Origin of the sequence: Kangiella sp. HZ709 (genome assembly GCF_009674675.1) — a bacterium.
Taxonomy (GTDB): Bacteria; Pseudomonadota; Gammaproteobacteria; order Enterobacterales; family Kangiellaceae; genus Kangiella.
In genome coordinates this window covers 809,808-834,200 of the sequence record NZ_WKJC01000001.1, presented here as the reverse complement: position 1 = coordinate 834,200, position 24,393 = coordinate 809,808, and the positions used below count along the sequence as shown (strand labels likewise).

23 protein-coding genes are annotated in these 24,393 nt (G+C 40.3%); 9 read left to right on the top strand and 14 right to left on the bottom strand.

Annotation, left to right across the window (positions count from 1 at the left end; translation table 11 throughout):
• Positions 1-304: 304 nt before the first annotated feature.
• A complete protein-coding gene (locus tag GJS41_RS03735; protein ID WP_154245972.1) occupies positions 305-1,501 on the top strand; it encodes an RtcB family protein in 1,197 nt (398 codons plus the stop codon).
• 199 nt (positions 1,502-1,700) lie between these two features.
• Here GJS41_RS03735 and GJS41_RS03730 read toward each other — a convergent pair whose 3' ends face one another.
• The 5 genes from GJS41_RS03730 to GJS41_RS03710 all read right to left on the bottom strand — a co-directional run bounded on the left by GJS41_RS03730 (position 1,701) and on the right by GJS41_RS03710 (position 7,233).
• Positions 1,701-2,606, bottom strand: coding sequence for a DMT family transporter (locus tag GJS41_RS03730; protein WP_154245971.1), 906 nt, complete (start codon positions 2,604-2,606; stop codon positions 1,701-1,703).
• A 130-nt stretch (positions 2,607-2,736) separates the two neighbouring features.
• On the bottom strand, positions 2,737-4,599 hold the full coding sequence (locus tag GJS41_RS03725) for an SDR family oxidoreductase (protein WP_154245970.1): 1,863 nt from the start codon (positions 4,597-4,599) through the stop codon (positions 2,737-2,739).
• Positions 4,600-4,614: 15 nt separating this feature from the next.
• A complete protein-coding gene (locus tag GJS41_RS03720) occupies positions 4,615-5,316 on the bottom strand; it encodes a TetR/AcrR family transcriptional regulator (RefSeq protein WP_154245969.1) in 702 nt (233 codons plus the stop codon).
• A 25-nt stretch (positions 5,317-5,341) separates the two neighbouring features.
• A complete protein-coding gene (locus tag GJS41_RS03715) occupies positions 5,342-6,523 on the bottom strand; it encodes an acyl-CoA dehydrogenase family protein (protein ID WP_154245968.1) in 1,182 nt (393 codons plus the stop codon).
• 8 nt (positions 6,524-6,531) lie between these two features.
• Complete coding sequence (locus tag GJS41_RS03710) at positions 6,532-7,233, bottom strand: histidine phosphatase family protein (RefSeq protein WP_154245967.1); 702 nt, start codon at positions 7,231-7,233, stop codon at positions 6,532-6,534.
• 115 nt (positions 7,234-7,348) lie between these two features.
• On the opposite strand from GJS41_RS03710, the gene GJS41_RS03705 reads away from it, so the two are divergent.
• Together GJS41_RS03705 and GJS41_RS03700 are read left to right on the top strand one after the other, a co-directional pair.
• The gene (locus GJS41_RS03705) at positions 7,349-8,173 is read left to right on the top strand and encodes an SDR family NAD(P)-dependent oxidoreductase (RefSeq protein WP_195758333.1); all 825 of its coding nucleotides are present in this window, start codon (positions 7,349-7,351) and stop codon (positions 8,171-8,173) included.
• A gap of 67 nt (positions 8,174-8,240) precedes the next feature.
• Positions 8,241-9,296, top strand: coding sequence for a trans-acting enoyl reductase family protein (locus tag GJS41_RS03700; protein ID WP_154245965.1), 1,056 nt, complete (start codon positions 8,241-8,243; stop codon positions 9,294-9,296).
• On the opposite strand, the gene GJS41_RS03695 is transcribed toward GJS41_RS03700, so the two are convergent.
• Both GJS41_RS03695 and GJS41_RS03690 read right to left on the bottom strand, forming a co-directional pair.
• Complete coding sequence (locus GJS41_RS03695) at positions 9,293-9,637, bottom strand: VOC family protein (RefSeq protein WP_154245964.1); 345 nt, start codon at positions 9,635-9,637, stop codon at positions 9,293-9,295. The two genes, GJS41_RS03700 and GJS41_RS03695, sit on opposite strands and share 4 nt — an antisense overlap.
• A gap of 3 nt (positions 9,638-9,640) precedes the next feature.
• Positions 9,641-9,838, bottom strand: coding sequence for a hypothetical protein (locus GJS41_RS03690; RefSeq protein ID WP_154245963.1), 198 nt, complete (start codon positions 9,836-9,838; stop codon positions 9,641-9,643).
• Positions 9,839-9,994: 156 nt separating this feature from the next.
• Between GJS41_RS03690 and GJS41_RS03685 the strand changes: the two genes are divergently transcribed.
• From GJS41_RS03685 to GJS41_RS03675, 3 genes are all read left to right on the top strand, one after another.
• Positions 9,995-11,182, top strand: coding sequence for an NAD(P)/FAD-dependent oxidoreductase (locus GJS41_RS03685; protein ID WP_154245962.1), 1,188 nt, complete (start codon positions 9,995-9,997; stop codon positions 11,180-11,182).
• Between the two features lie 259 nt (positions 11,183-11,441).
• Positions 11,442-11,768, top strand: a complete 327-nt coding sequence (locus GJS41_RS03680) for a helix-turn-helix domain-containing protein (protein ID WP_154245961.1) — start codon at positions 11,442-11,444, stop codon at positions 11,766-11,768.
• A complete protein-coding gene (locus GJS41_RS03675; protein ID WP_154245960.1) occupies positions 11,762-13,093 on the top strand; it encodes a type II toxin-antitoxin system HipA family toxin in 1,332 nt (443 codons plus the stop codon). The genes GJS41_RS03680 and GJS41_RS03675 overlap by 7 nt, the downstream gene beginning before the upstream one ends.
• A 14-nt stretch (positions 13,094-13,107) precedes the next feature.
• Here GJS41_RS03675 and GJS41_RS03670 read toward each other — a convergent pair whose 3' ends face one another.
• Positions 13,108-13,926: a zinc-dependent peptidase gene (locus GJS41_RS03670; RefSeq protein ID WP_154245959.1), complete on the bottom strand. Its 819-nt coding sequence runs from the start codon at positions 13,924-13,926 to the stop codon at positions 13,108-13,110.
• 102 nt (positions 13,927-14,028) lie between these two features.
• Between GJS41_RS03670 and GJS41_RS03665 the strand changes: the two genes are divergently transcribed.
• Positions 14,029-14,655 (top strand): DUF6498-containing protein, encoded by a 627-nt coding sequence (locus GJS41_RS03665; RefSeq protein ID WP_154245958.1) that lies wholly within the window; start codon positions 14,029-14,031, stop codon positions 14,653-14,655.
• Between the two features lie 119 nt (positions 14,656-14,774).
• A complete protein-coding gene (locus GJS41_RS03660; protein WP_154245957.1) occupies positions 14,775-16,322 on the top strand; it encodes an AbgT family transporter in 1,548 nt (515 codons plus the stop codon).
• Positions 16,323-16,422: 100 nt separating this feature from the next.
• Here GJS41_RS03660 and GJS41_RS03655 read toward each other — a convergent pair whose 3' ends face one another.
• Positions 16,423-17,412 carry a zinc-dependent alcohol dehydrogenase family protein gene (locus GJS41_RS03655; protein ID WP_154245956.1) on the bottom strand — a complete coding sequence of 330 codons (990 nt, stop codon included), beginning with the start codon at positions 17,410-17,412 and terminating at the stop codon, positions 16,423-16,425.
• A 115-nt stretch (positions 17,413-17,527) separates the two neighbouring features.
• Here GJS41_RS03655 and GJS41_RS03650 point away from each other — a divergent pair, with 115 nt between their 5' ends.
• A complete protein-coding gene (locus tag GJS41_RS03650) occupies positions 17,528-18,433 on the top strand; it encodes a LysR family transcriptional regulator (RefSeq protein WP_154245955.1) in 906 nt (301 codons plus the stop codon).
• On the opposite strand, the gene GJS41_RS03645 is transcribed toward GJS41_RS03650, so the two are convergent.
• The 5 genes from GJS41_RS03645 to speB all read right to left on the bottom strand — a co-directional run bounded on the left by GJS41_RS03645 (position 18,430) and on the right by speB (position 24,328).
• Complete coding sequence (locus tag GJS41_RS03645; protein ID WP_154245954.1) at positions 18,430-19,227, bottom strand: SDR family NAD(P)-dependent oxidoreductase; 798 nt, start codon at positions 19,225-19,227, stop codon at positions 18,430-18,432. The genes GJS41_RS03650 and GJS41_RS03645 overlap by 4 nt on opposite strands.
• Positions 19,228-19,237: 10 nt before the next feature.
• A complete protein-coding gene (locus GJS41_RS03640) occupies positions 19,238-20,203 on the bottom strand; it encodes an LLM class oxidoreductase (protein WP_154245953.1) in 966 nt (321 codons plus the stop codon).
• Between the two features lie 62 nt (positions 20,204-20,265).
• Positions 20,266-21,111, bottom strand: a complete 846-nt coding sequence (locus tag GJS41_RS03635; RefSeq protein ID WP_154245952.1) for an enoyl-CoA hydratase/isomerase family protein — start codon at positions 21,109-21,111, stop codon at positions 20,266-20,268.
• Positions 21,112-21,450: 339 nt separating this feature from the next.
• Positions 21,451-23,370 (bottom strand): biosynthetic arginine decarboxylase, encoded by a 1,920-nt coding sequence (gene speA, locus GJS41_RS03630; RefSeq protein ID WP_154245951.1) that lies wholly within the window; start codon positions 23,368-23,370, stop codon positions 21,451-21,453.
• Positions 23,363-24,328, bottom strand: a complete 966-nt coding sequence (speB, locus tag GJS41_RS03625) for an agmatinase (protein WP_154245950.1) — start codon at positions 24,326-24,328, stop codon at positions 23,363-23,365. The genes speA and speB overlap by 8 nt, the downstream gene beginning before the upstream one ends.
• Between the last annotated feature and the right edge of the window lie 65 nt (positions 24,329-24,393).

Below are 24,393 nucleotides of genomic sequence, written 5' to 3'. Positions count from 1 at the left end.
TTTAAAGAATCGATTTGGAGGTTCCCGATGAAACAGTTTAATTATGATTGGAGTTTAGAACAAAGCTAAACCTCGGGCACCTTATTGAAAGCTCGAGGTAATTATTATCTCGAGCCAAGAATCCTAAAACCCTTGGCCTCGAAAGAGTCTAAGGGTTTTTTTATGCCTGTATTTATAGTTTATTCGTTGCGCTATAGGTTTAGGTGATCATATGGCATGGGATAAAAAAGGACAGCTAATTTTTATAATTAGTTTTAGACAGTAGTGATACTGACAATATGAAAATAAAGGAAAGGTAAAGAATATGCCTATTCAAAGAGTATTTAAAAAAGGCAAAGTGCCGGTAAAAGTATATACCGAAGATATAGCACCAGAAGCTATTCAGCAGTTGGAAAATATGTCGCACTTACCTTTTATTCATTCGCATATCGCAGCAATGCCAGATGTGCATTTGGGTAAAGGGGCAACAGTTGGATCAGTGATCCCAACTAAAAAAGCGATTATCCCGGCAGCAGTTGGAGTGGATATCGGTTGTGGGATGAATGCGGTGCGTTTATCGCTAAAAGCTTATCAATTACCGGATAACTTAAAGCCAATTCGTATGGCAATTGAGGATAAAGTTCCTGTGGGCTTTGCGGCTCATAAATGGACGGGGTTTGACGATAAGTATTCAAGACCATTAATGGATGGTTTAGATAAAATTATCGCCAAGCATCCGGCGATTATTAAGCGAATGAAGGCGCCACATAAAACACCGATCATTCAAATGGGAACCTTAGGTGGAGGAAACCATTTTATTGAATTATGCCTAGATGAGAATAACGATGTTTGGGTGATGTTGCATTCAGGTTCGCGCGGTATAGGTAATCAAATTGGCCAGTACTTTATTCAATTGGCGAAGAAAGAGATGCAAACGCATCATATTAATTTGCCAGATAAAGATTTAGCTTATTTAAGCGAAGGTACTGAATCTTTTGACGATTACTGGTTTGCGGTTAAGTGGGGGCAAGATTATGCCTACAAAAATCGTCAAAAAATGATGGCTTTAGTGTTGGATGTTTTAAAACAACAGTTGCCAGAATTTAGCGTGACTAAAGAAGCGATTAACTGTCATCACAATTATGTCGAGATGGAAAATCACTTTGGAGAAAACGTTTACTTAACGCGTAAAGGCGCTATCCGCGCAAGAGAAGGTGATTTAGGGATTATTCCTGGCTCAATGGGTGCTAAGTCATTTATTGTTCGAGGAAAAGGTAACCCGCAATCATTCTGCTCATGTTCGCATGGCGCTGGTCGAACATTAAGTCGTACCGCTGCTAAGAAGTTGTTTAAGCGTTCTGACTTAGAGATGCAAACTAAAGGCGTTGAGTGCCGCAAAGACAGTCAAGTCATTGACGAAATCCCTGCGGCTTATAAGGATATTGACACGGTTATGGAAAACCAGCATGACTTGGTTGAAGTCGTGCACACTTTAAAGCAAGTGGTCTGTATTAAGGGCTAGCGTAAGCTAGCTCTTTTTATTAAGCAAAGAGGTAATTATGCAAACAAAAAAAATTAAGCGGAGAAATCCTGTGGCGCGGAATCTCCATCAAAATCGAGGCGGAGTCCACGAAAAATCTAAAAAAGCGAAAAGGGCGGCGAGCAAACAAGAAACAAGACTTAAAGTTTCTGAGTGGGCAAGCCGCTCTTGTTCTATCTGTCTAAGACTCTTTTTTCGATAAATCTTTTCGATTCACCACAAATAAGTTCCCAATGCCTATTAAGATGATGCCAATGGCGATTGGCCAAGTCCAAACAAAGTCTTCAAAGAAAGTTGAAATTAGTAGTGCCACAGCTGGAAACATGACGACAACATAGGTTGCCTTGTGAATACCTATTCGTCTTAGTAGCGTCAAATAAGCCCCAAAGGCTAATACAGAGCCAAACAGTGATAAATAGATCATGCTAATACTGTAAGAAGTAGCTGTGTCGTAAATTAGCGCTTTACCTTGAACTAAGCCAATTAACAAACTTAATAAAGCACCATAGCCCATAGCGTAGGCATTCATTTGCATTACGGGTAGCTGATACTTCTGGGTTTGCACCGAGACCATATTGCCAATGGAGGCAGCAAGCACACCAAGTAAGGATATAACTAGGCCATACAGAGCTTTATTCTCAAAACTAAAGTCGCCAATGTCTTTCCAAAAGATAAGCACGATTCCAGTAAGGCCAATGATAGCGCCAATAATGACCTCTTTACTGATAGGGGTTCTAAAGAATAGCCAAGAATTGAAAATATTGACGATTAGAATTGCCGAGAAAATTACCGAGGCCATGGCTGAAGTTAGATGCTCTTGTGCTTCATAAACCATAATATAGTTAAAGCTAAAAAGTGTTAACCCAAGCAACAGCATCCAAAAGTGATGCTTAAGAGAAAACTTGAGATTAAGCTTTCTATAAAAACAATACGCAAACAATATTAGGCTAGCAGAAATAAAGCGATAGAAACTTGAATATTCATGCGGAACTACACCAAGCTGGTACTCAATGGTAAACCAAGTACTACCCCATACTAGTACGGTGAAGATGTAGAGAAACAGGGTGGAGTTAAAAAGCTTGATCATTTTTAGCCATATTTAAAACTTTAAGGAGTTCTTCTACTGCTTTCCAGTGTTTTGTGTTTTTACTACCGTTCATAAATTGTAATTTAGTGAGTTAGTGTGCGTAAATCATAAGTAGTTATTAATGGATGGTTTAACTCAAATAGCCGCCGTCCACACTTAAGCAAGTTCCGGTAACATAACTTGCTGCATCTGACACTAAGAATGCAATGCTGGGCGCTATTTCTTCTGGTTGTGCCATTCGGCCCATTGGGATCAATGGCAAGATCATTTTAAGCATTTGTTCATTTTGTGTCAGTGCTGAGGCAAACTTAGTATCGGTTAAACCCGGTAGGACTGCATTCACTCGAATATTAAAGGCAGCACATTCTTTTGCAAAGGCTTGAGTCATTGAGATGACCGCAGACTTAGTCATGGAGTAGACCGCTTGCATGGGCGCAGGGGTTTTACCATTGACGGAAGCAATATTCACCATAGCGCCGCCACCATTGTTTTTCATGAGCTGTCCTGCTTTCTGACTCATTAAAAAATATCCTTTGATATTTACGTCAATGGTCTTATCAAACGCATCAACGGGCATGTCTAAGACATGGCCAAAATAAGGGTTGGTGGCAGCATTGTTAATTAGTATATCTAACTTACCGAACTGTGCTTGAATATCACTAAAAAGCTTATCAATCGCTGCTGGTTCACCAATATGACAGGGCATTACCGATACTTTGCCGCCAGCATCACTAATATCTTGTGCCACTTTTTCTAACGAGTCTTTACTGCGGCTGGTCAGAATCACATGAGCGCCATTTTGTGCAATGAGCTTTGCGGTTGCTTCGCCAATGCCACGGCTAGCGCCTGAAATTAAGGCGACCTTGTCTTTAAAATTTAACATTGGGTTTGCTCCTGATTCTTGAGTTTGATGCTTTCTTTGATAGTTATTAATTTCTTCTTGTGCCTTGGCTAATAAGATCCCGCAGACTTGGCCAAATTGTGCAAAGCGTTTGTCCTTGGTTTGTCCATGATAAAAACGATAATAAATTTGCTGCACGATTCCCGCCAAACGAAACAGGCCGAACACATAGTAATAAGTAAAGTCTTCAATATCTACACCAGAAAGTTCAGAGTAGAGCTTTACGATTTCATCGCGTTTCATCATGCCATCGATTTGCGTCGGCATAGTTCTTAAAGCATGCATTTGTGGTGCATCGGTCGCTTCTACCCAGTAGGCTAAGGAAGAACCTAGATCCATTAGAGGATGACCTAAGGTGGTCATTTCCCAGTCTAAAACGCCAATAATATCGAGCGAATCGTCATGTTCAGCCAAAACTAAATTATCAAATTTATAATCATTATGAATAAGCGTCGGCTTATGATAGTCCTCTGGCATATGAGCCTGTAACCATTCGATAACATTTTCGCCATTAGGTACATCATCGGTCTTAGCGTTGCGATAACGCTTGGCCCAACCTTCTACTTGTCGCTCAACATAACCATCCATCCGGCCTAATTCTGCTAAAGGAGTTTTGCCTATTTCTATCGAATGCAGATCCACTAGCGTTTTCACCATATCATGACAAAGCTGCTTGGCTTGGCTAGCTGAAATGCGCATGCCTTTGGGTGGGTTTTTTCTAAAGATAATACCTTCCAGAGCCTTCATTAAATAAAACTCTGAACCAATAACCGACAGGTCGTCGCAAAACAAAATAGCTTCAGGCGCTTTATCAAAATAAGGCTTTAGCTCATTGAGTACGGTAAATTCTCGACCCATATCGTGCGCAGATTTAGCCTTAGTGCCTATTGGTGGGCGACGTAATATATAATTTTGCTGATTGATGGTGATTTGATAAGTCAGGTTAGAGTTTCCACCGGGAAATTGCAGAACTTCTAAACTGGAAGCATTAAGGTCTAATTGCTGATTTAGATAAGCTAACAGCGATGCTTCATCTAAGGTTTCATCTTCACGAACTTGGGTTGGTTTATCGGTATAGTCCATATCATTCATAATCGTATTTAAAGTCTAATCTTTAGGCGTTAAGTAAATGGTTAATAAATTCGCTATTTCCTTAAAATAGCTATCGACATCAATGTTTCTTTCGGCATACTTCCAAGGCTTTAAATACCAGTCTTGTAATAACGCTTTTATCATTGAAGAAGTAAAGTTCCTATCAACAGCAGCAAAGCGTTTTGCCTGTATGCCAGATTGAATTATATTGCGAAAATATAAATCGCTTTTTAACTCTGACTCTTTGGCCAGGGCAATGATTTTTTTATTCAAATGTTTCGATTCAGTAAATGCAAAATAAAACCATGGGCGAAATACTTGGCTCAAGTATAAATGCGCCTTAACTGCCAATAATAAATTATCCATCGGGTTCTTATGCGGCAAACCGATTTGATTAAAGGTATCTTCTATCACTTTAATGTAATGCGAATGCAGCATTAGTAGTAAGTCATCTTTAGCGCTGATATAAGTATAAATTTTGCCAAGGCTCATATCCGTAGCTTGACTTAGATCTCTAAGAGATGTCGCATTAAAACCTTTAGTGTTACCAATCTTTATTGCTTCATCGAATATTTTCGGTAAGTTCTTCAGTGCAGTCTTGGTAGAAACCTTGATGATGTCTTGATTAGTTTCAACCAATAGCAAAAATTGTTTTTCTTCAAGCACTTCAAGATCGCGTTTAAAGTCGGTTAAGTTATCGAGTGATTGAATATTCAAAAGTGGCTCATCAACTATTTAATACTTATTTAAGCAGTTGCTTGGCAACAGATACTTGATGTACTTCATCTGGCCCATCATAAATTCTCGCCGCTCGCTCGTGCCTAAAGAAGTAGGCCAGTATCGTATCATCGGTCATGCCTAAACCGCCCATAGCTTGAATGGCGTCGTCTAAAGATTTTTGCAACACATTAGCGGTAAAGTATTTAATCATGCTGATATTAAAGCGAGCCGCTTTAAAGCCTTGATGCTCAATTTGCCATGCGGTTTGTAAAACGAGCGCCTTTGCTGCTGCAATATTGGCAGCATTTTCAGCGATTCGCTGTTTGGTTATATCTGAATCTGCCAATGAACGCTTGTGACCTATCATTCGCGTTTTCGCATAATCGCAATGCATTTTTAGGGCGCGATCAGCAATCCCTAACCAACGCATGCAATGATGAATGCGGCCTGGTCCTAGGCGTGTTTGTGCCAGTTTAAAGCCTTCGCCTTCTGCACCAATTAACGCCGTTTTCGGTACACGACAATTGGTAAATTTAGTTTCGGCATGGCTGAAGTAGCCGGCGCCTTGTTCGCCCATAATGGAAATATTTCGAACTAATTCGAATCCTGGATTATCACAATCGACAATCAACATGCTAGAGCGTTGATAGATATCAGCTTCGGGGTTGGTTACCGCCATAATAATGGCAAAATTTGCACCGTCGGCAGAAGAGGTGAACCATTTATGTGCATTAATAATATAATCATCGCCATCTTTTTCTGCTGTGGCTTCGAGCAAAGTCGGATTAGAGCCGGCTACAGCAGGTTCGGTCATAGCAAAGCAGCTACGAATTTTGCCATCTACTAACGGCTTGAGGTATTGTTCCTTTTGTTCCTCGCTGCCAAAGGCTTCCAACAATTCAGCATTGCCCGCATCGGGTGCTTGGCTACCGAATACGTAATGGCCAAGTGGCGATGCCCCCATGACCTCAGAGATCAAGCCCAACTCAACTAAGGAGTAGCTCTTGCCCTGTTTATTGCCATGGAAATAGGGTGCCCACCAACCATTAGATTTAACCGTATCGCGCAAAGGTTGCAAAGTGGATTCTAGTGTTGGCCATGACTCATGGAGCCGTTTAGATTCAATTGGATAGAGTTCCTCTTTGACAAAAGAGCGCATTAACTTCAAGTCTTGGTGTATTTTGGGTGATACTGAAAAGTCCATAATTGATCCTATCGATAGGTAATCAGATTTGGGTTTAAATTAAGGTGGGCGTATTGATTTAAGCTGTGCAAATACAGCTGCCCTTTATTGAGCCGTAATTCGGTGACTGAGCTGTTAATAATGTTCCAAGCTATTTTGAACATTTGCATATCGAGCTGGCGGTTATTGTTGATGATCTGATAGCAAATCGCTGCGATACATCCAGCAGAGGTAAAGACTGCCAATGAATCTTTAAATTCATGGCTTTTTAGTTGCGTCATTGCTTGATTAACCCGTTCGGAAAAACCTGCAAAGGATTCAAAATCAAAATTTTCTGGAGTAGATTCGGTTATCCAAAGTTTCAATACTTCGCCGAATAATTTTTGAAAAATTAAATTATCAGAAAATATTTTTTCGCGGGTAAGACTAGGATCATTTTTCTTAGCCACAACCAGCGGAAGGTAATGCTCTGTTATAGCTTCAGCTGGAAATTCATCGAAGCAGTTCATTTGGATGCTGTTCGAATTAGCACCAATATCTCGTTGGATAATATCCAAGGTATGTTTCTGACGCTGTAAAGTTCCGCTAAGCCAAGCACAGGGTTGTAGTTTAATCTGTTGCCATGATTGAGCCAGCAGCTTGGCTTGTTGTTCGCCATTAGTTGAAAGTTGATCGTAATGATCATGACCAAAAGAGGCTTGTCCATGTCGAACCAAAAAAATTCTTTTCATGCTTAAGCTGATTTATCGCTCAATAGGATTGGCTAATATTTATATTATGAACGATCGTTCACATTATTGCCAATACTGTGTATGATAAATCTAAAATTAATGATGGATGGCTAATTTGAGTAAACTAGAAAGCAGGCCGTTTGAGTTTAAAACTGTGGTGATAACGGGTGCTGGCAGTGGCTTAGGTAAAGCATTAGCTCACCAGTTCGCAACGCAAGGCTGGCAATTAGTGTTATCCGATAGCAACTTAGAGTCGGTTAACGAAACCTTAGCTGAGGTTAAAGGACAGGGGGCAACAGCGATTGCTGCAAAAGCCGATGTCACTAATACCGATGAGCTTGCAACCCTTCGTCAACAAGCTTTTGAGTCATTTAAAGGGATCGACGTGTTAATAAATAATGCTGGGGTTAGTGCTGGCGGTGAGTTTGATACCGTTGATAGAGCTACTCTAGATTGGGCGTTCAACATTAACTTCTTTGGTGTGGTTAATGGCTATCAGGCTTTTGCGCAAGATCTAAAGCAATGTTCTCGGGCTCACGTGGTCAATATTGCTTCTTTTGCCGCGATTGCTAATCCTCCAGCTTCCGGCGCCTATAATGCCAGTAAAGCGGCAGTGGTTTCTTTTAGTGAGACCATTCGAGGAGAGCTGGCTTATAGCCCCGTAGGTGTTTCAGTCGTTTGTCCTTCATTTTTTAGGACTAACTTACTTAAGGACCTTCGCTCAAATGAAGATAAAGTTAAAAAGGTCGCTAGTAAGTTAATGGACAAGTCGCCACTTAATGCTGACGATATTGCCAAAATTATTTACCAATCGGTCATGGATAATCGATTTAAAGTGATACCGCATAAAGACTCAACAATGCATGATAGAATTAAACGCTGGTTTCCAGAATTTTTCTTCAACAAAATAAAGAAGATGACTCGATACTTGGTTGACTAGCTAATGTTGGTTAGAAATGTCGATTAACAGTTTCGATAAGTAACACATAATATTATAGAGGTTCTCGATGGTTCAAAAGTGGATGATATATGGTGCGACTGGCTATACTGGTCAGCTAATGGTTGAAGAAGCTGTAAAAAAAGGTCTAAAGCCTATCGTTGCAGGTCGCGATATTAAAAAAGTCACTGCCATCGCAGATAAATATCATTTAGAGTCCTGTGTTTTTGATTTAAATGATACTAAAGTTACAAACTCTGAAGTCGCTAATGTGGATCTGGTTTTACACTGCGCAGGACCATTTTCGCAAACAGCTAAGCCTATGATGCAAGCTTGCCTGCAAGGTCAAACTCACTATTTAGATATTACCGGCGAGATTAGCGTGTTTGAAGATTGCCATGAATTAAATCAAGCCGCTAAAAACTCTGGGGTTACTTTATGTTCAGGTGTTGGTTTTGATGTTATTCCAACAGACTGTATCGCTGCTACCTTAAAACAAGAATTGCCTGATGCTGTTTCGCTGCAATTGGGTTTTGATTCGCGCTCAGGTTTGAGTCCGGGAACCGCAAAAACTTCAGTGGAAGGTTTAAAAGAGGGCGGTCGCGTGCGCAAAGATGGCATTATTACAAAAGTGGGCTTTGCTCATGGCGTGCAAAAGATAAATTTTGGCGATGGTGAAAAGTTGGCTATGACCATACCTTGGGGGGATGTTTCAACTGCCTATCACAGCACCGGCATCCCTAATATTGAAACTTATATTCCTGCCTCACCACGATTAGTAAAGCGAATGAAGCGATTAAACTATGTTAGGCCATTGTTGGGTTTAGGTTTTGTACAAAATTTTCTTAAGAAACAAATTGATAAAAAAGTCCGCGGGCCTAATAAAGAAAAACGTGATCAGCTTAGAACTTATGTTTGGGGTGAAGCGGTAAATGCTGATGGTAAAAAAGTCACGGCAAGAGTCGAAACTGCTAGCGGTTATGACTTAACGGTTTATGGCGCAGTAGGCATCGTCGAACACTTTATGCAAAATCCAGTAGACGCGGGCTCAACAACACCATCTCAAATAATGGGTGCTAATTTTGTTGAGACTTTGGAAGGATCTAAAGCTATTACAATAGATTAGAGTTGCCACAAACCATGTTGAACACCACCAAGAATGTATATTGCAAAATGCCCATAGCCAGAAATCTCTAACGGTGGATGTGCTATTTGGGCGCCAGCATCGATGGCTTGTGCGATAGCCACTTCAATATCATCTACTAGTAAATAAGGCCTAACTATAGGTTCCTCGGATTCATGCATTTGAGCTCTAACCCCGATCATTCCGCCATTCTCTAAACTAGCTACGCGAGCATAACCAAGTTTTGCTTCTGGCTCATTGAAATAGGTAGCGTGAACTTTAGAATAGTATGCGCAAAGCTCATCAACTTTGGAGGTTACAATTTCTAAATAATGAATTTGCATAGCTTAATCAAAAATGGAGTCAGACATTAATGCTAGCCAAACGCCCAATACAATGAAACCTCCGACGATTGAAAAGGCTAAAGGAATACTGTAATACCAGCAAACAATAGCGGCTGCACCGGTTCCAATAATGAAAGCAATTATTAACTTAAAGAAGGTAATAAGGCCTATTTTTAGCAGGTCTTTAATAAAATCTAACATTTAGTCCCTATCTATTGCTTAGCGTATCGCCGATGAGTATGTACAAATCGAAATTAATAATAGCATACATGGGGATATCGTTAGTGAATGATTAGTTGGTGTTAGTTACCCTAACCATTATAATTCTCATACTTTTACGATTTATAAGGTTCTTTTTTGCAATCCATTGATGTATTAATTATTGGCGCTGGTGCGGCGGGTTTAATGTGTGGGATTAGCGCTGCTAGTCGTGGCCGTCAGACAATGGTGATTGATCATGCCAATAAGGTAGGGAAAAAGATCCTAATGTCGGGTGGTGGTCGTTGTAATTTCACCAATTATTATGCGGAGCCTAGTAATTACCTTTCCAACAATGAGCACTTCTGTAAGTCAGCTTTAAGTCGTTATACTCAATGGGATTTTATTGCGTTAGTCGAAAAGCATGGGATTCCTTTTCATGAGAAAAAACTTGGACAGTTGTTTTGTGACAATAAAGCTAAAGACATAGTGAATATGTTATTGGCTGAGTGTGAAGAAAAAGGCGCTAAAGTTCGAATTAAACGTTCCGTAGAGTCGGTTAAGAAAGTCGAGGATGGGTTTGTAGTTACCACCAGTCACGGTAAGTGGCACTGTGAGTCATTAGTCATTGCCACTGGCGGTTTATCGATCCCGACCATGGGCGCGACGGGTTTTGGTTATGATATAGCTAAACAATTCGATTTAAGTTTATATCCTACTTGGGCGGCGCTGGTGCCTTTTACTCTTAATCCAAAAATGTTAGAAGAGTTCACGGGCCTATCTGGTGTCTCTGCGGACTCATTGGTTAGTTGCAATGGGCAGTCTTTTCGAGAGAATATTTTATTCACTCACCGCGGTTTATCTGGCCCAGCGGTTTTACAGATTTCATCCTTCTGGCAACCGGGCGATACGGTCGAAATCAATTTATTTCCAGACACAGATTTATTTGAGCAGCTCAAGCAATGGCAAAGTGATAAACCTAAAAGCCATCTAGTTAATTTATTGTCTGATCAATTAACCAAAAACTTGGCCGAGCGCCTTAGCCAGCTATGGTTTTCAGAATTGGCGCATAAACCTATTGCTGATATTGCGCATGCCGATCTGCAACAAGTCGCAACGGCGTTGCAAGCATGGCAATTAAAACCCACTGGCACAGAAGGTTATCGTACAGCGGAAGTGACCATGGGCGGGCTTGATACCGATGAAGTTTCCTCCAAAACGTTCGAGACTGCAAAAGTTAAAGGCTTATATTTTATTGGCGAAGTATTGGACGTCACGGGACATTTAGGCGGCTTTAATTTCCAATGGGCTTGGGCCTCAGGCCATTGCGCTGGACAATACGTTTAGCGACTATAGACACTTCTGATTTTAAGCAACGACATTATCACGCTATCATTTAAGGGGCCTTATGAAGGCCAAAGCCTTTGCAAAGGTGTGCTACAGCCCTTTATAGGGCTTTAGCGGGTTTAAAAAAATTAGATTTGATGTATAATAAAAATCCTAATTAAGGCTTTTATTGCTTTAAAGTTATTTAAAAGCCTTCTTAAGGCTTTTTGTGATGTTGTTTTGAAGGACTTGTATTGAGATCTTCTTGTGAGGAATGAGTATGTTTGAAAATATGTCGCCTAGTGCGGTGGCTGAAGAGCTGGGAAGGCGAATTAAGCGAGCTCGCTTAAATGCCAATGTCACACAGAAAGAACTATCCGAAGCGACGGGCTTGTCACTTAATGCGATAAAAAATGCGGAGAAAGGTAAGTCGCAATTGGATACTTTTATCATCATAGTGATGCAGTTAGGTTTTAGTGAGCAATTATCACTATTTATTCCTGAGCAATCTTTGTCACCCATGCAGTTACTAAAAATGCAGGGTAAGCAGCGTAAGCGAGCTTCCTCTTCGGATTCTTCTGAGATTAATGAAAAGGCTAAATGGTAATGGATGTTTTATTGGTTAAATACCATGGGCAGGAAGTAGGAGCGGTAAGCTTCGATGAAAATACCGGCTTTGGATCTTTTGAATATGCTTCGAGTTTTTTAAAAATCGGTATTGAGCTGGCCCCATTGCGCATGCCTTTGAGTAATAAAATTTATAGCTTTCCAACATTAGATTATGAAGCCTTTAAAGGACTGCCAGGATTGCTCGCCGATTCTTTGCCAGACGATTTTGGTAATGCGGTATTGAACAGTTGGATTATTGCGCAGGGACGATCGGTCAAGGATATTTCGCCACTCGATAGATTGAAATATACTGGTAAGCGTGGCATTGGCGCTTTAACTTATTCGCCAGCAACGAAATTAAAAAAGCTGAATGCCTCAACGGAATTGCAACTGGCGTCATTAGTCAAAGTTGCGCAAGAGATGCTGGATGAGCGTGAGCAGTTTCAAGTAGAACTGGCAAAAGCAGGGCAAGAAGACTCTGAAGCGATGCGCGCTTTATTGTCCGTGGGTATGAGCGCTGGTGGCGCAAGACCTAAAGCAGTATTAGCTTTTGATGAGGATTTCACTACCGTTCGCTCAGGACAAGTCGATGTGCCAGAGGGCTTTACCCATTACTTATTAAAGTTTGATGGGGTCAATCAATACCAATCGAATAAGGAAACTTTTGGCGATCCGCTAGGTTATGGTGCCATGGAATATGTGTATTATTTAATGGCACAAAGTTGTGGTATCGAGATGATGCCGAGTCGGTTATTGGAAGAGGGCAAGCGTCGTCACTTTATTACCCAACGCTTTGATCGAGTAGGTAACCACAGAATACATACCCAAACTTTGAATGGTATTGCGCATGTCAGTTATAAACAGGCCGGTGTTTACTCTTATGAAGAGTTATTTTCAGTAGCCAGGGAACTGAATTTATCAGCAACCGAAGCTATGCAGTTATTTAAAAGAATGGTGTTTAATATCGTTGCGCGCAATCATGACGATCACAGCAAAAACTTTTCTTTTATGTTGCAAGATCAAACCGCAGGAAAACATAAATGGAAGTTAGCGCCAGCTTATGATGTCGCCTACAGTTATAAGCCTGGAAGCAAGTGGGTCAATAGTCATTGGATGTTATTGAATGGTAAAAGAGATCATTTTAGTCGAGAAGATTTTTATCAATTTGAAAAAATAAGCTCGTTGTTTACGCGCCGGAAAATAAACAAGATCATTGATGAAGTGATTCAAGCCGTATCTCAGTGGCAACCGTTGGCAAGGGAAAATGATGTACCAAGTGCTTTAATAAAAGATATTCAGCTGCATTTAAGGTTATCAATATAGACTTACAGTTTGCGTTACCATTGAGAGGGGTCGACTTGGTAATAACTTTTGAGTTGCTCGAATAATTCTCGATGCAGTTTTTTCAATTCTGTAGGCTTTTCAAAAAACACTTCAGAGCATACTGCAAAAAATTCAGCAGGATTAGTTGCTCCATACTTATCAAGAAAACTGTCTTGTCTTTTACGAGCTTGCGACTGTAAAGTTTTAAATTCTTCAGACAGTATGTTTGACCACTCTTGATAATTCTGCTCTTTATTGAGAGGAGGTGCGCCATTGGTGACGCCTGACTCACCATCGAGTTGATGGGCGAATTCGTGAATAACAAGGTTATGCCCATCTTCAAAATCTGAACCACCTGCTGCTGAATCACGCCAAGATAATACGACTTGCCCACGGGTCCAAGACTCACCAAGCAAAACTCGGGCATCTTGTGTTTTAACACCATTATGGTCAAATTGAGCATGGCGAGTTATAAAAGCTGCCGGGTAAACCACAATAGTTTTTAAAAAAGGATAAAAATCGGTATTTCGATTAAGCAATAATAAACAAGCTTGGGCAGCTATAGTAACGCGCACTTCATCAGTGATGTCTTGGCCTTTGCGTCCAACAAACTGTTTTTCCGATAAGAATATTTGCATCTTATCTTTTAACTGTAATTGTAAATCCGCTGGTATTTTATAAAAGAAAGGTAAATTCTTACGCAGAATTTTGCGCCATTCAGTGGGAAATGGAATGCTAGCAATAGTTTGACGCTTTTTAGCTTTACGTTTACCACTGGAGGCAATCCAGTAGATGGCGATGGCGGCAATAGCTAAGACGGAGAAATAAACCATATTATCGTTATAAAATCGGTATCATGATAAAAGATGATTGGGCTAAAGATTTATATTTCAAGAAAAGAAATACAAGCTTGCAACCAATGAGAGAAGAGTAAAGTGAATTACCATCGATTGATACTATTATTAGCACTGAACCTGATACCTTTGATTGGAGTAATCTTGTGGCAATGGGATATTTTTATCGTTATTTGGTTATTTTGGTTAGAGAATGCGGTGATAGGGGCATTTAATTGTCTAAAAATATTAGCGTCAAAGGGGGGGGATCAACTCAGCGTTACGCCAAAAAGCTGGCGTTCTAATATAGGTTTAGCAGTATTTTTTGTTTTTCATTACGGATTTTTTACTAGCGCCCATGCCATGATTATCCTAGAAATATTTAGTAAAAGTTTTGATGGAGAGCCTTGGGATATTTGGCATTGGACATGGAGTTGGTTGCAATCTATCGATGGAACCTTGTGGTTAGCAGTGTTAGCCATGGTGGCTTATTGGCTTTTTGATACTATTCAATTTTACTTACATGAGTCGAGTAATAAACAGCCGTCTAAACAAATGGTCGAGCCTTATTCACGCATTATCATTGCACATGTAGTTTTATTGCTTGGTGCTATATTTGTAGTCAAATTTGGTTTTGAATTAGCGGTAATTATTTTATTAGTGCTAATAAAGATGCTGGTTAATTTTACCGATATGGTTAAAAAACAGACTGCAACCGATAATATTTAATACTTTTCATTCTTTTTCAACAACTTAGCACTCTTGTCCTTGTATCAAAGAGCTTAATTCAGTATAAACAATGTAGCTTTTAGAAGACTCTTTGCTGGAGACTTTTCATAGGAGAGAATATGACAACAACAACCGAAAAGCAGGGCGCTATCGCTCGCTTCCTAAATTTTATTGAACGGGTCGGCAATAAATTACCGGACCCAGCCATTATTTTCTTATTTGCGCTGGTATCGATTTGGATTTTATCTTGGGCATTATCGGGCATGAGCTTTAGTGCGATTGATCCTAGAACAGGTGAAGCCATCCAAATTAATAATATGTTATCGGGCGATGCCTTAGCTAATTTTCTCTCAACGATGGTCACAACCTTTACTGGCTTTGCGCCACTTGGGGTAGTTTTAGTGGCGATGTTGGGTGTGGGGGTAGCTGAGCACTCGGGTTATATCAATACGGGCATTAAACTAATGCTTAAACGTACGCCAAAAGCGCTGTTAACACCTGTAGTGATTTTGGTGGGTATTGTCAGTCATACCGCAACCGATGCGGGTTATGTTTTGGTGATCCCGCTAGCGGGTGTGATTTTCTATACCATGGGGCGTCATCCACTAGCAGGCATTGCTGCGGCGTTTGCCGGTGTGAGTGGTGGTTTTAGTGCTAACTTTATTCCCTCAGGTATTGATCCTTTGTTGCAAGGCTTCACTCAGACCGGAGCCCAAATTATTCAGCCGGCAATGGAAGTTAACCCGCTAAATAATTACTTCTTTACTTCAATTTCGAGTATTTTCATTATTTTAGTGGGTTGGTATATCACTGATAAAATTATCGAGCCGCGGCTTCAGAAAACAGCAGTGGATGGCGATACGGATGATTTACCAAAGTTTGATGAGATTACTTCTAAAGAGAAAAAGTCTTTCTACCTAGCCTCTTTTGTCATGCTACTAGGTTTGGCACTGTTGGTTTTAGTCCTCTATCCAGATGACTCGCCCTTCAGAAATAGCGCTAATGGCAAATTAGCGGATTTTGGCGCGCCTATAATGCAATCGATTGTGCCACTGATTTTCTTACTGTTCTGGATACCTGGCATGATTTACGGTTTTACGGTGGGTACCTTTAAGAAAACTAAAGATATGATTGATGCCATGAGTAAAGCTATGGGTGGCATGGCTTATTATATGGTTATGATTTTCTTCTGTGCATTATTCGTTGCCGCTTTTGCTAAATCAAACCTGGGCGCATTAATGGCTATTGAAGGCGCGCAAGCATTGAAAGCTTTAGCATTGCCAAGTGCCGTGACTATCGTCGGGATTGTATTCTTAACAGCGTTTGTAAACTTGTTTGTAGGTTCGGCATCGGGCAAATGGGCTTTATTAGCACCTATTTTCGTTCCTATGTTGATGCAATTAGGTATCTCTCCAGATTTAACACAAGCAGCCTATCGTATCGGCGATTCTAGCTCTAACATTATTACGCCGTTAATGCCTTACTTCCCATTGGTTGTGGTCTACTGCCAAAAGTATGTTAAAGGCACCGGTATTGGCACCTTGATTTCATTAATGCTACCTTTCTCAATTGTATTTTTGGTTGGTTGGACTTTGTTCTTATTAGCCTATTGGGGCTTAGGAATTCCTTTAGGTATTCAGGCTAGCTATATTTATCCAGCTGGATAAGTATCTTTCATAAAAGACTAAGCCCTCGATTGAGGGCTTTATTTTAGATACTCGCTATTAGGTAGCAAATGCACATAGCGTTCTACATTATAATCTCACGTCAAATAACCGATACCACCACTTTACCAATGGCTTTGCCACTTGATAAGTGATCCTGAGCTTTACCAATATCTTCAAGCATAAAATCAGCCTTGTCCACTATAGGCTTTAACTTGCCTTCATCAGCAATTCTGGCTAATTCAGTTAGGATGCGTTGATGTTCTTCTCTTTTATAGTTATGCAGCATAGGGATCAACATAAATACTACATGTAACGACAAGCCTTTGAAATGAGCTACAGACAAATCCATTTCAACTAAAGAAACTGTTGTAGCTACTTGACCATTCAAAGCAGCTGCTTCAAAAGAATTTGCGATATTTGGCCCGCCAACTGAGTCATAAACTAAGTCAAAGCCATTTCCATTGGTATGTTTGTTAACGTATTCGGGAACAGATTCTTCTCTATAATTAATTCCTGTAGCACCAAGCTTTTCAATTACAGAAATTTGTTCAGCACCGCCACCAGTTGAATACACATCTGAGCCGAAGTAATTCGCCAATTGCAGCGCTATGTGCCCTACGCCTCCAGAGCCACCATGGACAAGCACTTTTTGACCTTCACCAACTCCTGCGCGGATCAAACCTTCGTAAGCCGTAATTCCAACTAGGGGTAGTGCTGCTGCTTCTTTCATGGATAACGTCTTGGGCTTGTGGGCGACTAGCTTAGCATCAGCTAGCATGTATTCAGCTAAAGTGCCTTTAAGATCAGCTAAACCACCTGCACAGCCATAAACTTCATCACCAATATTGAACTCATTAACACCTTCACCAACTTCAACTACGGTTCCTGCAAAATCCATTCCTAATATCGCTGGTAGTTCTGGAGCGAAAGGTAAGTTAGTCCCCATTTGTCTGATCATCGTATCGACCGTGTTAACACTGGTTGCTGCTACTTTGATAACAAGGTGTCCCGATTCTACTTTAGGCTTTGATACTTCAGCTGCTGTAAATTGAGAGCTATCTCCAAATGCATTAATGACCATGGCTTTCATATTAAATACCCCTTTGCGTATTTATGGGTTCGAATTAATGTATTAAATTATATTTACCAATGTCATCATTGATAATATGCTGATAACTATATTTAAAATATAGATTTTATTGATAATGAATATTGAGCATTTAAAATTGTTTGTTCGAATTGCTGCTACTCATAACATAAGCCAAGCAGGTAAAGAATTAGGCTTGTCGGCCGCGGTATCCAGCTCCTATATCAATAAGCTCGAGAATGAGGTTGGAGTTAAGTTACTGCACCGAACAACTCGAAAAGTGTCATTAACGGAAGAGGGCTTAGCTTTGTTGCCCCATGCTGAAGAAGTTATCGCCAGCATTGATGCAGCTAAAGCGGCGGTAGGCTCAGGAAGTATTCTGCCAAGAGGAACGTTAAGAGTAGCTGCCTCAGCTTCCTTTGGTCGAATGCATATCATTCCAGCTCTAAAAGGCTTTCTAGAAAAATATCCCGACTTAAAAGTGGATTTAAGCTTAAGTGATCGAGTGGTAGATATGGTTGAGGGTGGCTTTGATATCGCGATAAGAAATGCGAAGTTAAATGACTCTTCATTTATAGCTCGTAAAATTGCCAATGATAAGCGAGTGATCTGTGCTTCCCCTGAGTATATCGAAAAGTATGGATCACCAGAAAAGCCTGAAGATTTATTGGAGCATCACTGTATAAACCTTACTTCCATAGATACTTGGTCGTTTGAAGATCCGATGGGTGAGCAAATTAAAATTAAGACCAAACCTTCTTTAGTGGTTGATAATGGTGAGTCCATTAGGGATGCTTGTCTCGAAGGCGTTGGAATAACCATTTGCTCTATTTGGTGTGCATATGAGCAGTTGAACAAGGGTGAGTTAGTACAGCTATTAAAAGACTATCCTTTAGTGTCGGAAGTGGATGTTTGGATGCTTTATCCTAGTTCAAGACTATTGGCCCCTAAGGTTAGAAGCTTTATCGATTATATGGTTGAGTTTTTTGGTGAGACTCCCTATTGGGAGTCTCAGGTAAGTTAATTGAACTCTAATATCGAATCTAATTGTTTTACTAAGTTAAGGCACTTCTCACTATCTAACGCGTCCGGATGAGGCTCTCCAAATCTACCTAAATCGTTATCGAAGTATTTTCCTGAAGCATTTTCAAACTCTAAAGATACAGCCGCGCGAACTAAGACATCAGCACCGATACTTAAGTCTTTGCCTTCTATTCCAAAACCCTCTTTAACCATTTTACTTGCAAGTAATGAACCTGGATTAACCGAAACAACCTGTGGCCCAAATGGGCCCAATACATTGGCTAAAGCATTTGACCACATCGTTATGGCTAGCTTGCTTTGTGCATAAGCACTCATGTTATCGTTAACGCCTTTTTCTCCTTTCAGTGCTGGTAAATCAACGGGAGACTGAGCTGCAGAAGATAGATTAATAATACGAGACTCAGCATTTAGCAGTGGCATTAAATTTTTTGTTAATAGGTAAGGTGACAGAGTATTCACCACGAAACGAATATCAAACCCGTTTTTGGCCGTAGCTTTTGGTGAATTTAAAACCCCTGCATTATTTAAAACTACATCAAGTGACTTATGATTGGCTTTAATTGCTTCAGACAAATTGGTAACCTCTGCTAAGTCAGAAAGATCAGCTATGTAAGTTTCTACTTTACCCAAAGAGGATAACTCTGCTTCTACAGTAGCTAACTTTTCTGAGCTCCGACCGTGTAACAATATAGTATGGCCAAGCTTTACTAATTTCTTAGCAGTTTCAAAGCCAATTCCATCTGTAGCGCCAGTGATTAAAATAGTTTTACTCATTGCTTTTCCTTTATGATAATTGAGGCAAAACTTCTGAAGCTATCTGCTGCATTGTTTCTTCAGAATCTTGCTTGTTAAATCTTAAGTTAAGTGCGACATGATTAACACCTATGTCCCTTCTTGATCTTAAATAGTTGGCTAGATGCTTGGTTCCAAGTCGTAAGCCTAAATGAATAGGAGTAGGCGTTTCATCAGGATTTTTTGATATGTCCACATAGAGTGGTTCCATAACTGGTTTTTGATAAGCCTGTTTTATTTCAATGAACTCTCTCCATTTACTGATGATTTTTTTCTGTAAATCAGCGGGTCTAGGATAAAGCATCCATCCATTCCCATTTTGGGCAATCCACTCAACACTTTGCTGGCTGCCTCCTGTAATAAGCAGTGGGAGTTGTTCACTAACAGGTTTAGGGAGCATATCGATATCGCCATTTAAGGAGCCATATTGGTTCGTAAAACGTGGATTGCTGTCCTTCATATTCCTTATGTATTCAAAGCTATCCCTAAAGCGCTCACCACGATTATGATAATTAAAATTGGTTGCTGGGTACTCATTTGGGCGATCTCCAGAAGCTATGCCAAGGATCAAACGACCACTAGATAACTCATCCACGCTTGCTGCTGATTTTGCGACATGAGCTGGGTGTCTCAGAGGTAGTACAATACTGGCGACCCCAAGTGCTATTTTGCTGGTTTGCCCGGCTAGGTATCCTAGGTAAACAAAAGGATCATAAGGCTGACCAGCATCACCAAAACTAGGCACATTGAAAGGCACATCCCTTAGCCATACTGAAGAAAAACCTAACTCCTCGGCAAGTTTAACTCTTTCCAAGTGACGCTTCATGCTGGGAACAGAGTTAGATTCATATTGCTCTATTGGTACAACTAACCCAACGCTCAATTCATTAGCTTTAAACACGGAGTTATAGCCGTTGTTTAAAGATTGAAACTTGGATGTGATAGCCATGTTTGTCATTCAAAGTTCCTGCAATAACGCTGTGAGAATAATCCCACAGCGTTTAATTGATATTCTAGATCTTAGTTAATTTCTTGAACCTTCATAACTAGTTCATTCCAGTTTCTTTGATTCTCAATATCGTGTTCAAGTCCTTGCTCATCGGCGATAGTGAAGCGCTTTATGGCAGGAGTCTTACTAGTAGCTTGATATAGCCAATAAGCTTCAGCTTTTAAAGCCTCATCAATTGGTTTATCAATTGACTCGTATACGGCTTGCTTACAAGCATTGATAGACTCAGCTGGGAATTGAGCAATACGTTTGGCTAAGGTGTCTACATACTCTCCGATTTCATCAGGCTCTAATGCTTTGTTGATAGTGCCGTAAGCTTCTGCCTCGTCTGCATCAAAGTCACGAGCGCTAAGAATGATTTCAAGTGCGCGTCCCAGACCTGCTTGTCTTGCCATGCGAGAAGCTCCGCCGCCACAAGGCAAGATCCCCATGCCAACTTCCATTTGCATAAACTTAAACTTACCACGAGCAGCAAATCTCATGTCTAAAGCAAGGGCTAGTTCATGGCCACCGCCTCGAGCAAAACCTTCTAACTTAGCAATAGTCGCTTGCGGTACTTTACTGATCCGCTCACAAACCGATTGCAGATCTAACAGTTGTGCTTCATCACGAGAGACAGCTTCTGTTGACATATGCTTGAGTAATTCAGTGTCATAATGGCACACCCAAATTTCTGGATTGGCAGATTGGAACACAACTACCTTAGTGTCTCTATCTCGCTCCAACCTCATTGCAAGGCTATTTAAATCAGCCAGCATTTCCTGGCCTTGTACGTTAACTGAGCCAAAATCAAAAGTAACCGTTAGTACACCGTTGTCACTACTAGTTTTAAATGTCTTATAACCTCTGTATTCCATAATCAAATCCTGTATTTACTATTCAATCGAGATTGGAATTATAGTTATATTTAAAAAAATGATAATGATGCTTCTTTTGTAATCACTTTATATTTTTTGTTGATAATTGGGCCGAAATGCTCTTATTTAATCAATGAGAAAACAACACAATGGAGATAGAGTTTGTAAAGAACTTATAAAGTATTAGAGCTAAGCTGGCTTTATCAGTGGGCAATTAAGTTAATTTGGGGAGCTATTAGTCAGATAAATACAATCTCCATTGTCAGATTTATACTTAGTGCATTTGCTACCTAATAGCGTAGATACTTCTCCCAACGAAACTTACAGCGAGATCTAAGCCTAACTTTTTAAATAAGTATATGAGGATAAGCTTTCTTCATAGAAATCGATAAGTTTGACACCTTCACGAGGAGCAATACGACCTTTACGAATTTGTTTATCGATTTGTTTTTTAACCAGTTGCGCCATGATTTCTGGATTGTATTGCATGGTTGAAAGAACTTGGTTGGCAGAAGAGCCTTTAACCACTTCTTCGATGTAGAAATCTTTAGGGTCGTCGTCATAGCTAAAAATATGAACTTCATTCAGGCGACCAAATAAGTTGTGCATATCGCCCATCACATCTTGATAGGCACCCGTTAAAAATATACCCAAGAAATAATCCTCATCTGCTTTCAAAGAGTGTAAGGCTATATTCTTTGCAATAGGCTCACTTTCGTCGCCGATGAACTTATCAATTTTACCATCCGAATCACAAGTGATATCAACTAATGAACATTGCTTGGTTGGTTCTTCATCAAGCCGAGTAATAGGAACAATCGGTAATACTTGATCGATAGCCCAGGAGTCGGCAGCCGATTGAAATACTGAAAAGTTGCTTAAATATTGTGAGGACAAGCTTTCGGAAATTTCTTTTAGCTCTTCGGGGATAAATTCTAGCTGGTGTGAAATTGCATCAATGCGAGTGAGTAGCTGCCAATAAAGGGTTTCTGTTTTTGCTAGTTCGTCTAAGGTTAAAACGCCGAGTTTAAAACCATTCATGGCTTGTTCTTTTATCTGACCAGCATCGTTATAAACTTCTTGGCAGTTATCACTGTCTTCATCCAAAAGGTTATTTAAATCCCGTAAGTTAGTGACAAGGATATGCTCATCAGGCAAAGGATCTGTATTGTAATCTACCCCTGTGCGTTTAATTTCACCTATGACCTTGGTTAAAACGCAAGAGTGGTGAGCGGTAATGGCTCTTCCTGATTCGCTGACGATAATCGGATGAGGAACATTTTGTAATTCACAGGTTTGTTTAAAGCCGTAAACAATGTCAGAAACATATTCATCTAAAGAATAATTACGAGATGAGTCATTGGTAGATTGAGAGCCGTCATAGTCGATAGCAAGGCCACCACCAACATCAATGTATTGTAAAGGAACGCCATTTTGATACAGTTTGCTATAAATTAAAGACGCTTCTTGCACAGCTTCTTTTACCGATCGTATATCGGTTAATTGACTACCGATATGGAAGTGCAGTAGCTCCGTCAGATGCAACATATCTTCTTGTTGTAATAGGTCTACCGCCTTTAAGATTTCTGCTATGCTTAAGCCAAATTTTGCTCGCTCTCCTGAAGAATGCTCCCACTTACCGCGGCCTTTAACCATCATTTTAACTCTAAGCCCAATGATGGGTTCTACCCCAAGCTCTTTTGACAACTTGATGAGTCGAATTAACTCGCTGAACTTTTCAATGACAACGACGATTTTGCGATTCATTTTGCGTCCAAGCAAAGCTAAACGCAGGTATTCATCGTCCTTGTAGCCATTTAAAATGGTTAATGAGCGCCTATTGGTATTGTAGGCCAATGCTGCCATTAATTCGGCTTTTGAACCGGCTTCTAATCCATAATGGTAAGGGCGGCCAGCATCCACTATTTCTTCAATCACCTCACGCATTTGGTTCACTTTGATGGGATAAACCCCCATGTAGCTATTTTCATAGCCTGCTTCAGTAATGACGCGTCGAAAAGTTTCGTTGAGGGTTTTTACTTGTGAGCGAAGTATGTCATGAAAGCGGATAACTGCTGGAAATTGGATTCCGTCGGCGTGCATTTCTTTCAGAACTTCAGGGAGATCAATTTGTAGATTGGGCTCATCTAATTTAGGCGTGACTTTTAAATTACCATCATCTCCAATTTTAAAATAACCATTTCCCCAACGTTGAACCTTGTATAGGTTTTCTGAGTCTTGTGTAGTCCAGTTACTCATGTATTTTACCTTTAAGACACATCAACAATTCTCTAACAACTTTGGCGGCAAAAACACTGCTGTTACCAGAGCTATCTAGCTCCGGCGATAACTCAACAACATCACAGCCGACCAAATTTTTATTCATCAAAATTTTGCATAAACTGACAAAAGAGTGAAAGTCTTCACCTCCAGGCTCAGGGGTACCAGTGCCTGGGAAAAAGCTGGGATCAAAAAAGTCTAAATCTAAAGTCAGATAAATCGGACGTTCAGCTGCAATGCTTTCTATCTTTTGCAAAAACTGCTGACGACTTGCCACTAACGTATCATGATTTTTCATCCACTCGTACTCGGCTTTTGTTCCTGAGCGAATACCGTATTGAATTAATTCATGTTGACTAGAAAACCGCTCAAGAACTCGTCTAATAATTGAAGCATGAGAGTAATGGTGGCCAAGGTATCCATCACGCAAATCCGCATGAGCATCCAGATGAATCACCACTAAATCTTCAAAGTCCGATAGGTATTTACTAATAGGGGCAAAAGAGATGGAGTGCTCGCCGCCTAAGGTCATGACTTTTACCTGATCCCTGCCTAGATTAATATCTTGAAAAAGCGTTTCAAAATCGTTTGTCGCACTTTGCCATTGAGCTTCAATAAGCTTTTGCTCGGTAGGATTAGCCTCAGTGGTAATGGGATAATCTGTGATATTGAGATTGCCAAGATCGTAGAATCTAAAGTCCGCTAAATCCTCATTCAAATAGGGCGAGTAAGACTCAATACCATCGGAAACAGCACGTAGTGCATTTGGACCAAGTCTGGTGCCTTTTCTAAAGCAGGCAGTGCCATCGAACTCAAATCCAATAAGGTATATCCCGCCAGCATGGATTTGCTTGGTTGAGCGTGAGCAATAAAAAGACACTTCCGGAGAAGCTAACTTAATATCAATAGTTTTAAGTGGAGATAGTTGACTATTCATTTAAGCAACACAGCAAGATTAAGTGGCATAATTATCGCTCAATAAGTTGTCCTAAGCCAGCAAAA

What these genes read in the sequence shown, in the direction of transcription:
- GJS41_RS03650 (WP_154245955.1), top strand. Translation starts at nt 17,528, where the DNA reads ATGAATATTGAGCATTTAAAATTGTTTGTTCGAATTGCTGCTACTCAT.
- GJS41_RS03690 (WP_154245963.1), bottom strand. Translation starts at nt 9,838, where the DNA reads ATGTTAGATTTTATTAAAGACCTGCTAAAAATAGGCCTTATTACCTTC.
- GJS41_RS03670 (WP_154245959.1), bottom strand. Translation starts at nt 13,926, where the DNA reads ATGGTTTATTTCTCCGTCTTAGCTATTGCCGCCATCGCCATCTACTGG.
- GJS41_RS03735 (WP_154245972.1), top strand. Translation starts at nt 305, where the DNA reads ATGCCTATTCAAAGAGTATTTAAAAAAGGCAAAGTGCCGGTAAAAGTA.
- speB (WP_154245950.1), bottom strand. Translation starts at nt 24,328, where the DNA reads ATGAATAGTCAACTATCTCCACTTAAAACTATTGATATTAAGTTAGCT.
- GJS41_RS03710 (WP_154245967.1), bottom strand. Translation starts at nt 7,233, where the DNA reads ATGAAAAGAATTTTTTTGGTTCGACATGGACAAGCCTCTTTTGGTCAT.
- GJS41_RS03700 (WP_154245965.1), top strand. Translation starts at nt 8,241, where the DNA reads ATGGTTCAAAAGTGGATGATATATGGTGCGACTGGCTATACTGGTCAG.
- GJS41_RS03695 (WP_154245964.1), bottom strand. Translation starts at nt 9,637, where the DNA reads ATGCAAATTCATTATTTAGAAATTGTAACCTCCAAAGTTGATGAGCTT.
- GJS41_RS03660 (WP_154245957.1), top strand. Translation starts at nt 14,775, where the DNA reads ATGACAACAACAACCGAAAAGCAGGGCGCTATCGCTCGCTTCCTAAAT.
- GJS41_RS03680 (WP_154245961.1), top strand. Translation starts at nt 11,442, where the DNA reads ATGTTTGAAAATATGTCGCCTAGTGCGGTGGCTGAAGAGCTGGGAAGG.
- speA (WP_154245951.1), bottom strand. Translation starts at nt 23,370, where the DNA reads ATGAGTAACTGGACTACACAAGACTCAGAAAACCTATACAAGGTTCAA.
- GJS41_RS03730 (WP_154245971.1), bottom strand. Translation starts at nt 2,606, where the DNA reads ATGATCAAGCTTTTTAACTCCACCCTGTTTCTCTACATCTTCACCGTA.
- GJS41_RS03675 (WP_154245960.1), top strand. Translation starts at nt 11,762, where the DNA reads ATGGTAATGGATGTTTTATTGGTTAAATACCATGGGCAGGAAGTAGGA.
- GJS41_RS03715 (WP_154245968.1), bottom strand. Translation starts at nt 6,523, where the DNA reads ATGGACTTTTCAGTATCACCCAAAATACACCAAGACTTGAAGTTAATG.
- GJS41_RS03645 (WP_154245954.1), bottom strand. Translation starts at nt 19,227, where the DNA reads ATGAGTAAAACTATTTTAATCACTGGCGCTACAGATGGAATTGGCTTT.
- GJS41_RS03655 (WP_154245956.1), bottom strand. Translation starts at nt 17,412, where the DNA reads ATGAAAGCCATGGTCATTAATGCATTTGGAGATAGCTCTCAATTTACA.
- GJS41_RS03635 (WP_154245952.1), bottom strand. Translation starts at nt 21,111, where the DNA reads ATGGAATACAGAGGTTATAAGACATTTAAAACTAGTAGTGACAACGGT.
- GJS41_RS03725 (WP_154245970.1), bottom strand. Translation starts at nt 4,599, where the DNA reads ATGAATGATATGGACTATACCGATAAACCAACCCAAGTTCGTGAAGAT.
- GJS41_RS03640 (WP_154245953.1), bottom strand. Translation starts at nt 20,203, where the DNA reads ATGACAAACATGGCTATCACATCCAAGTTTCAATCTTTAAACAACGGC.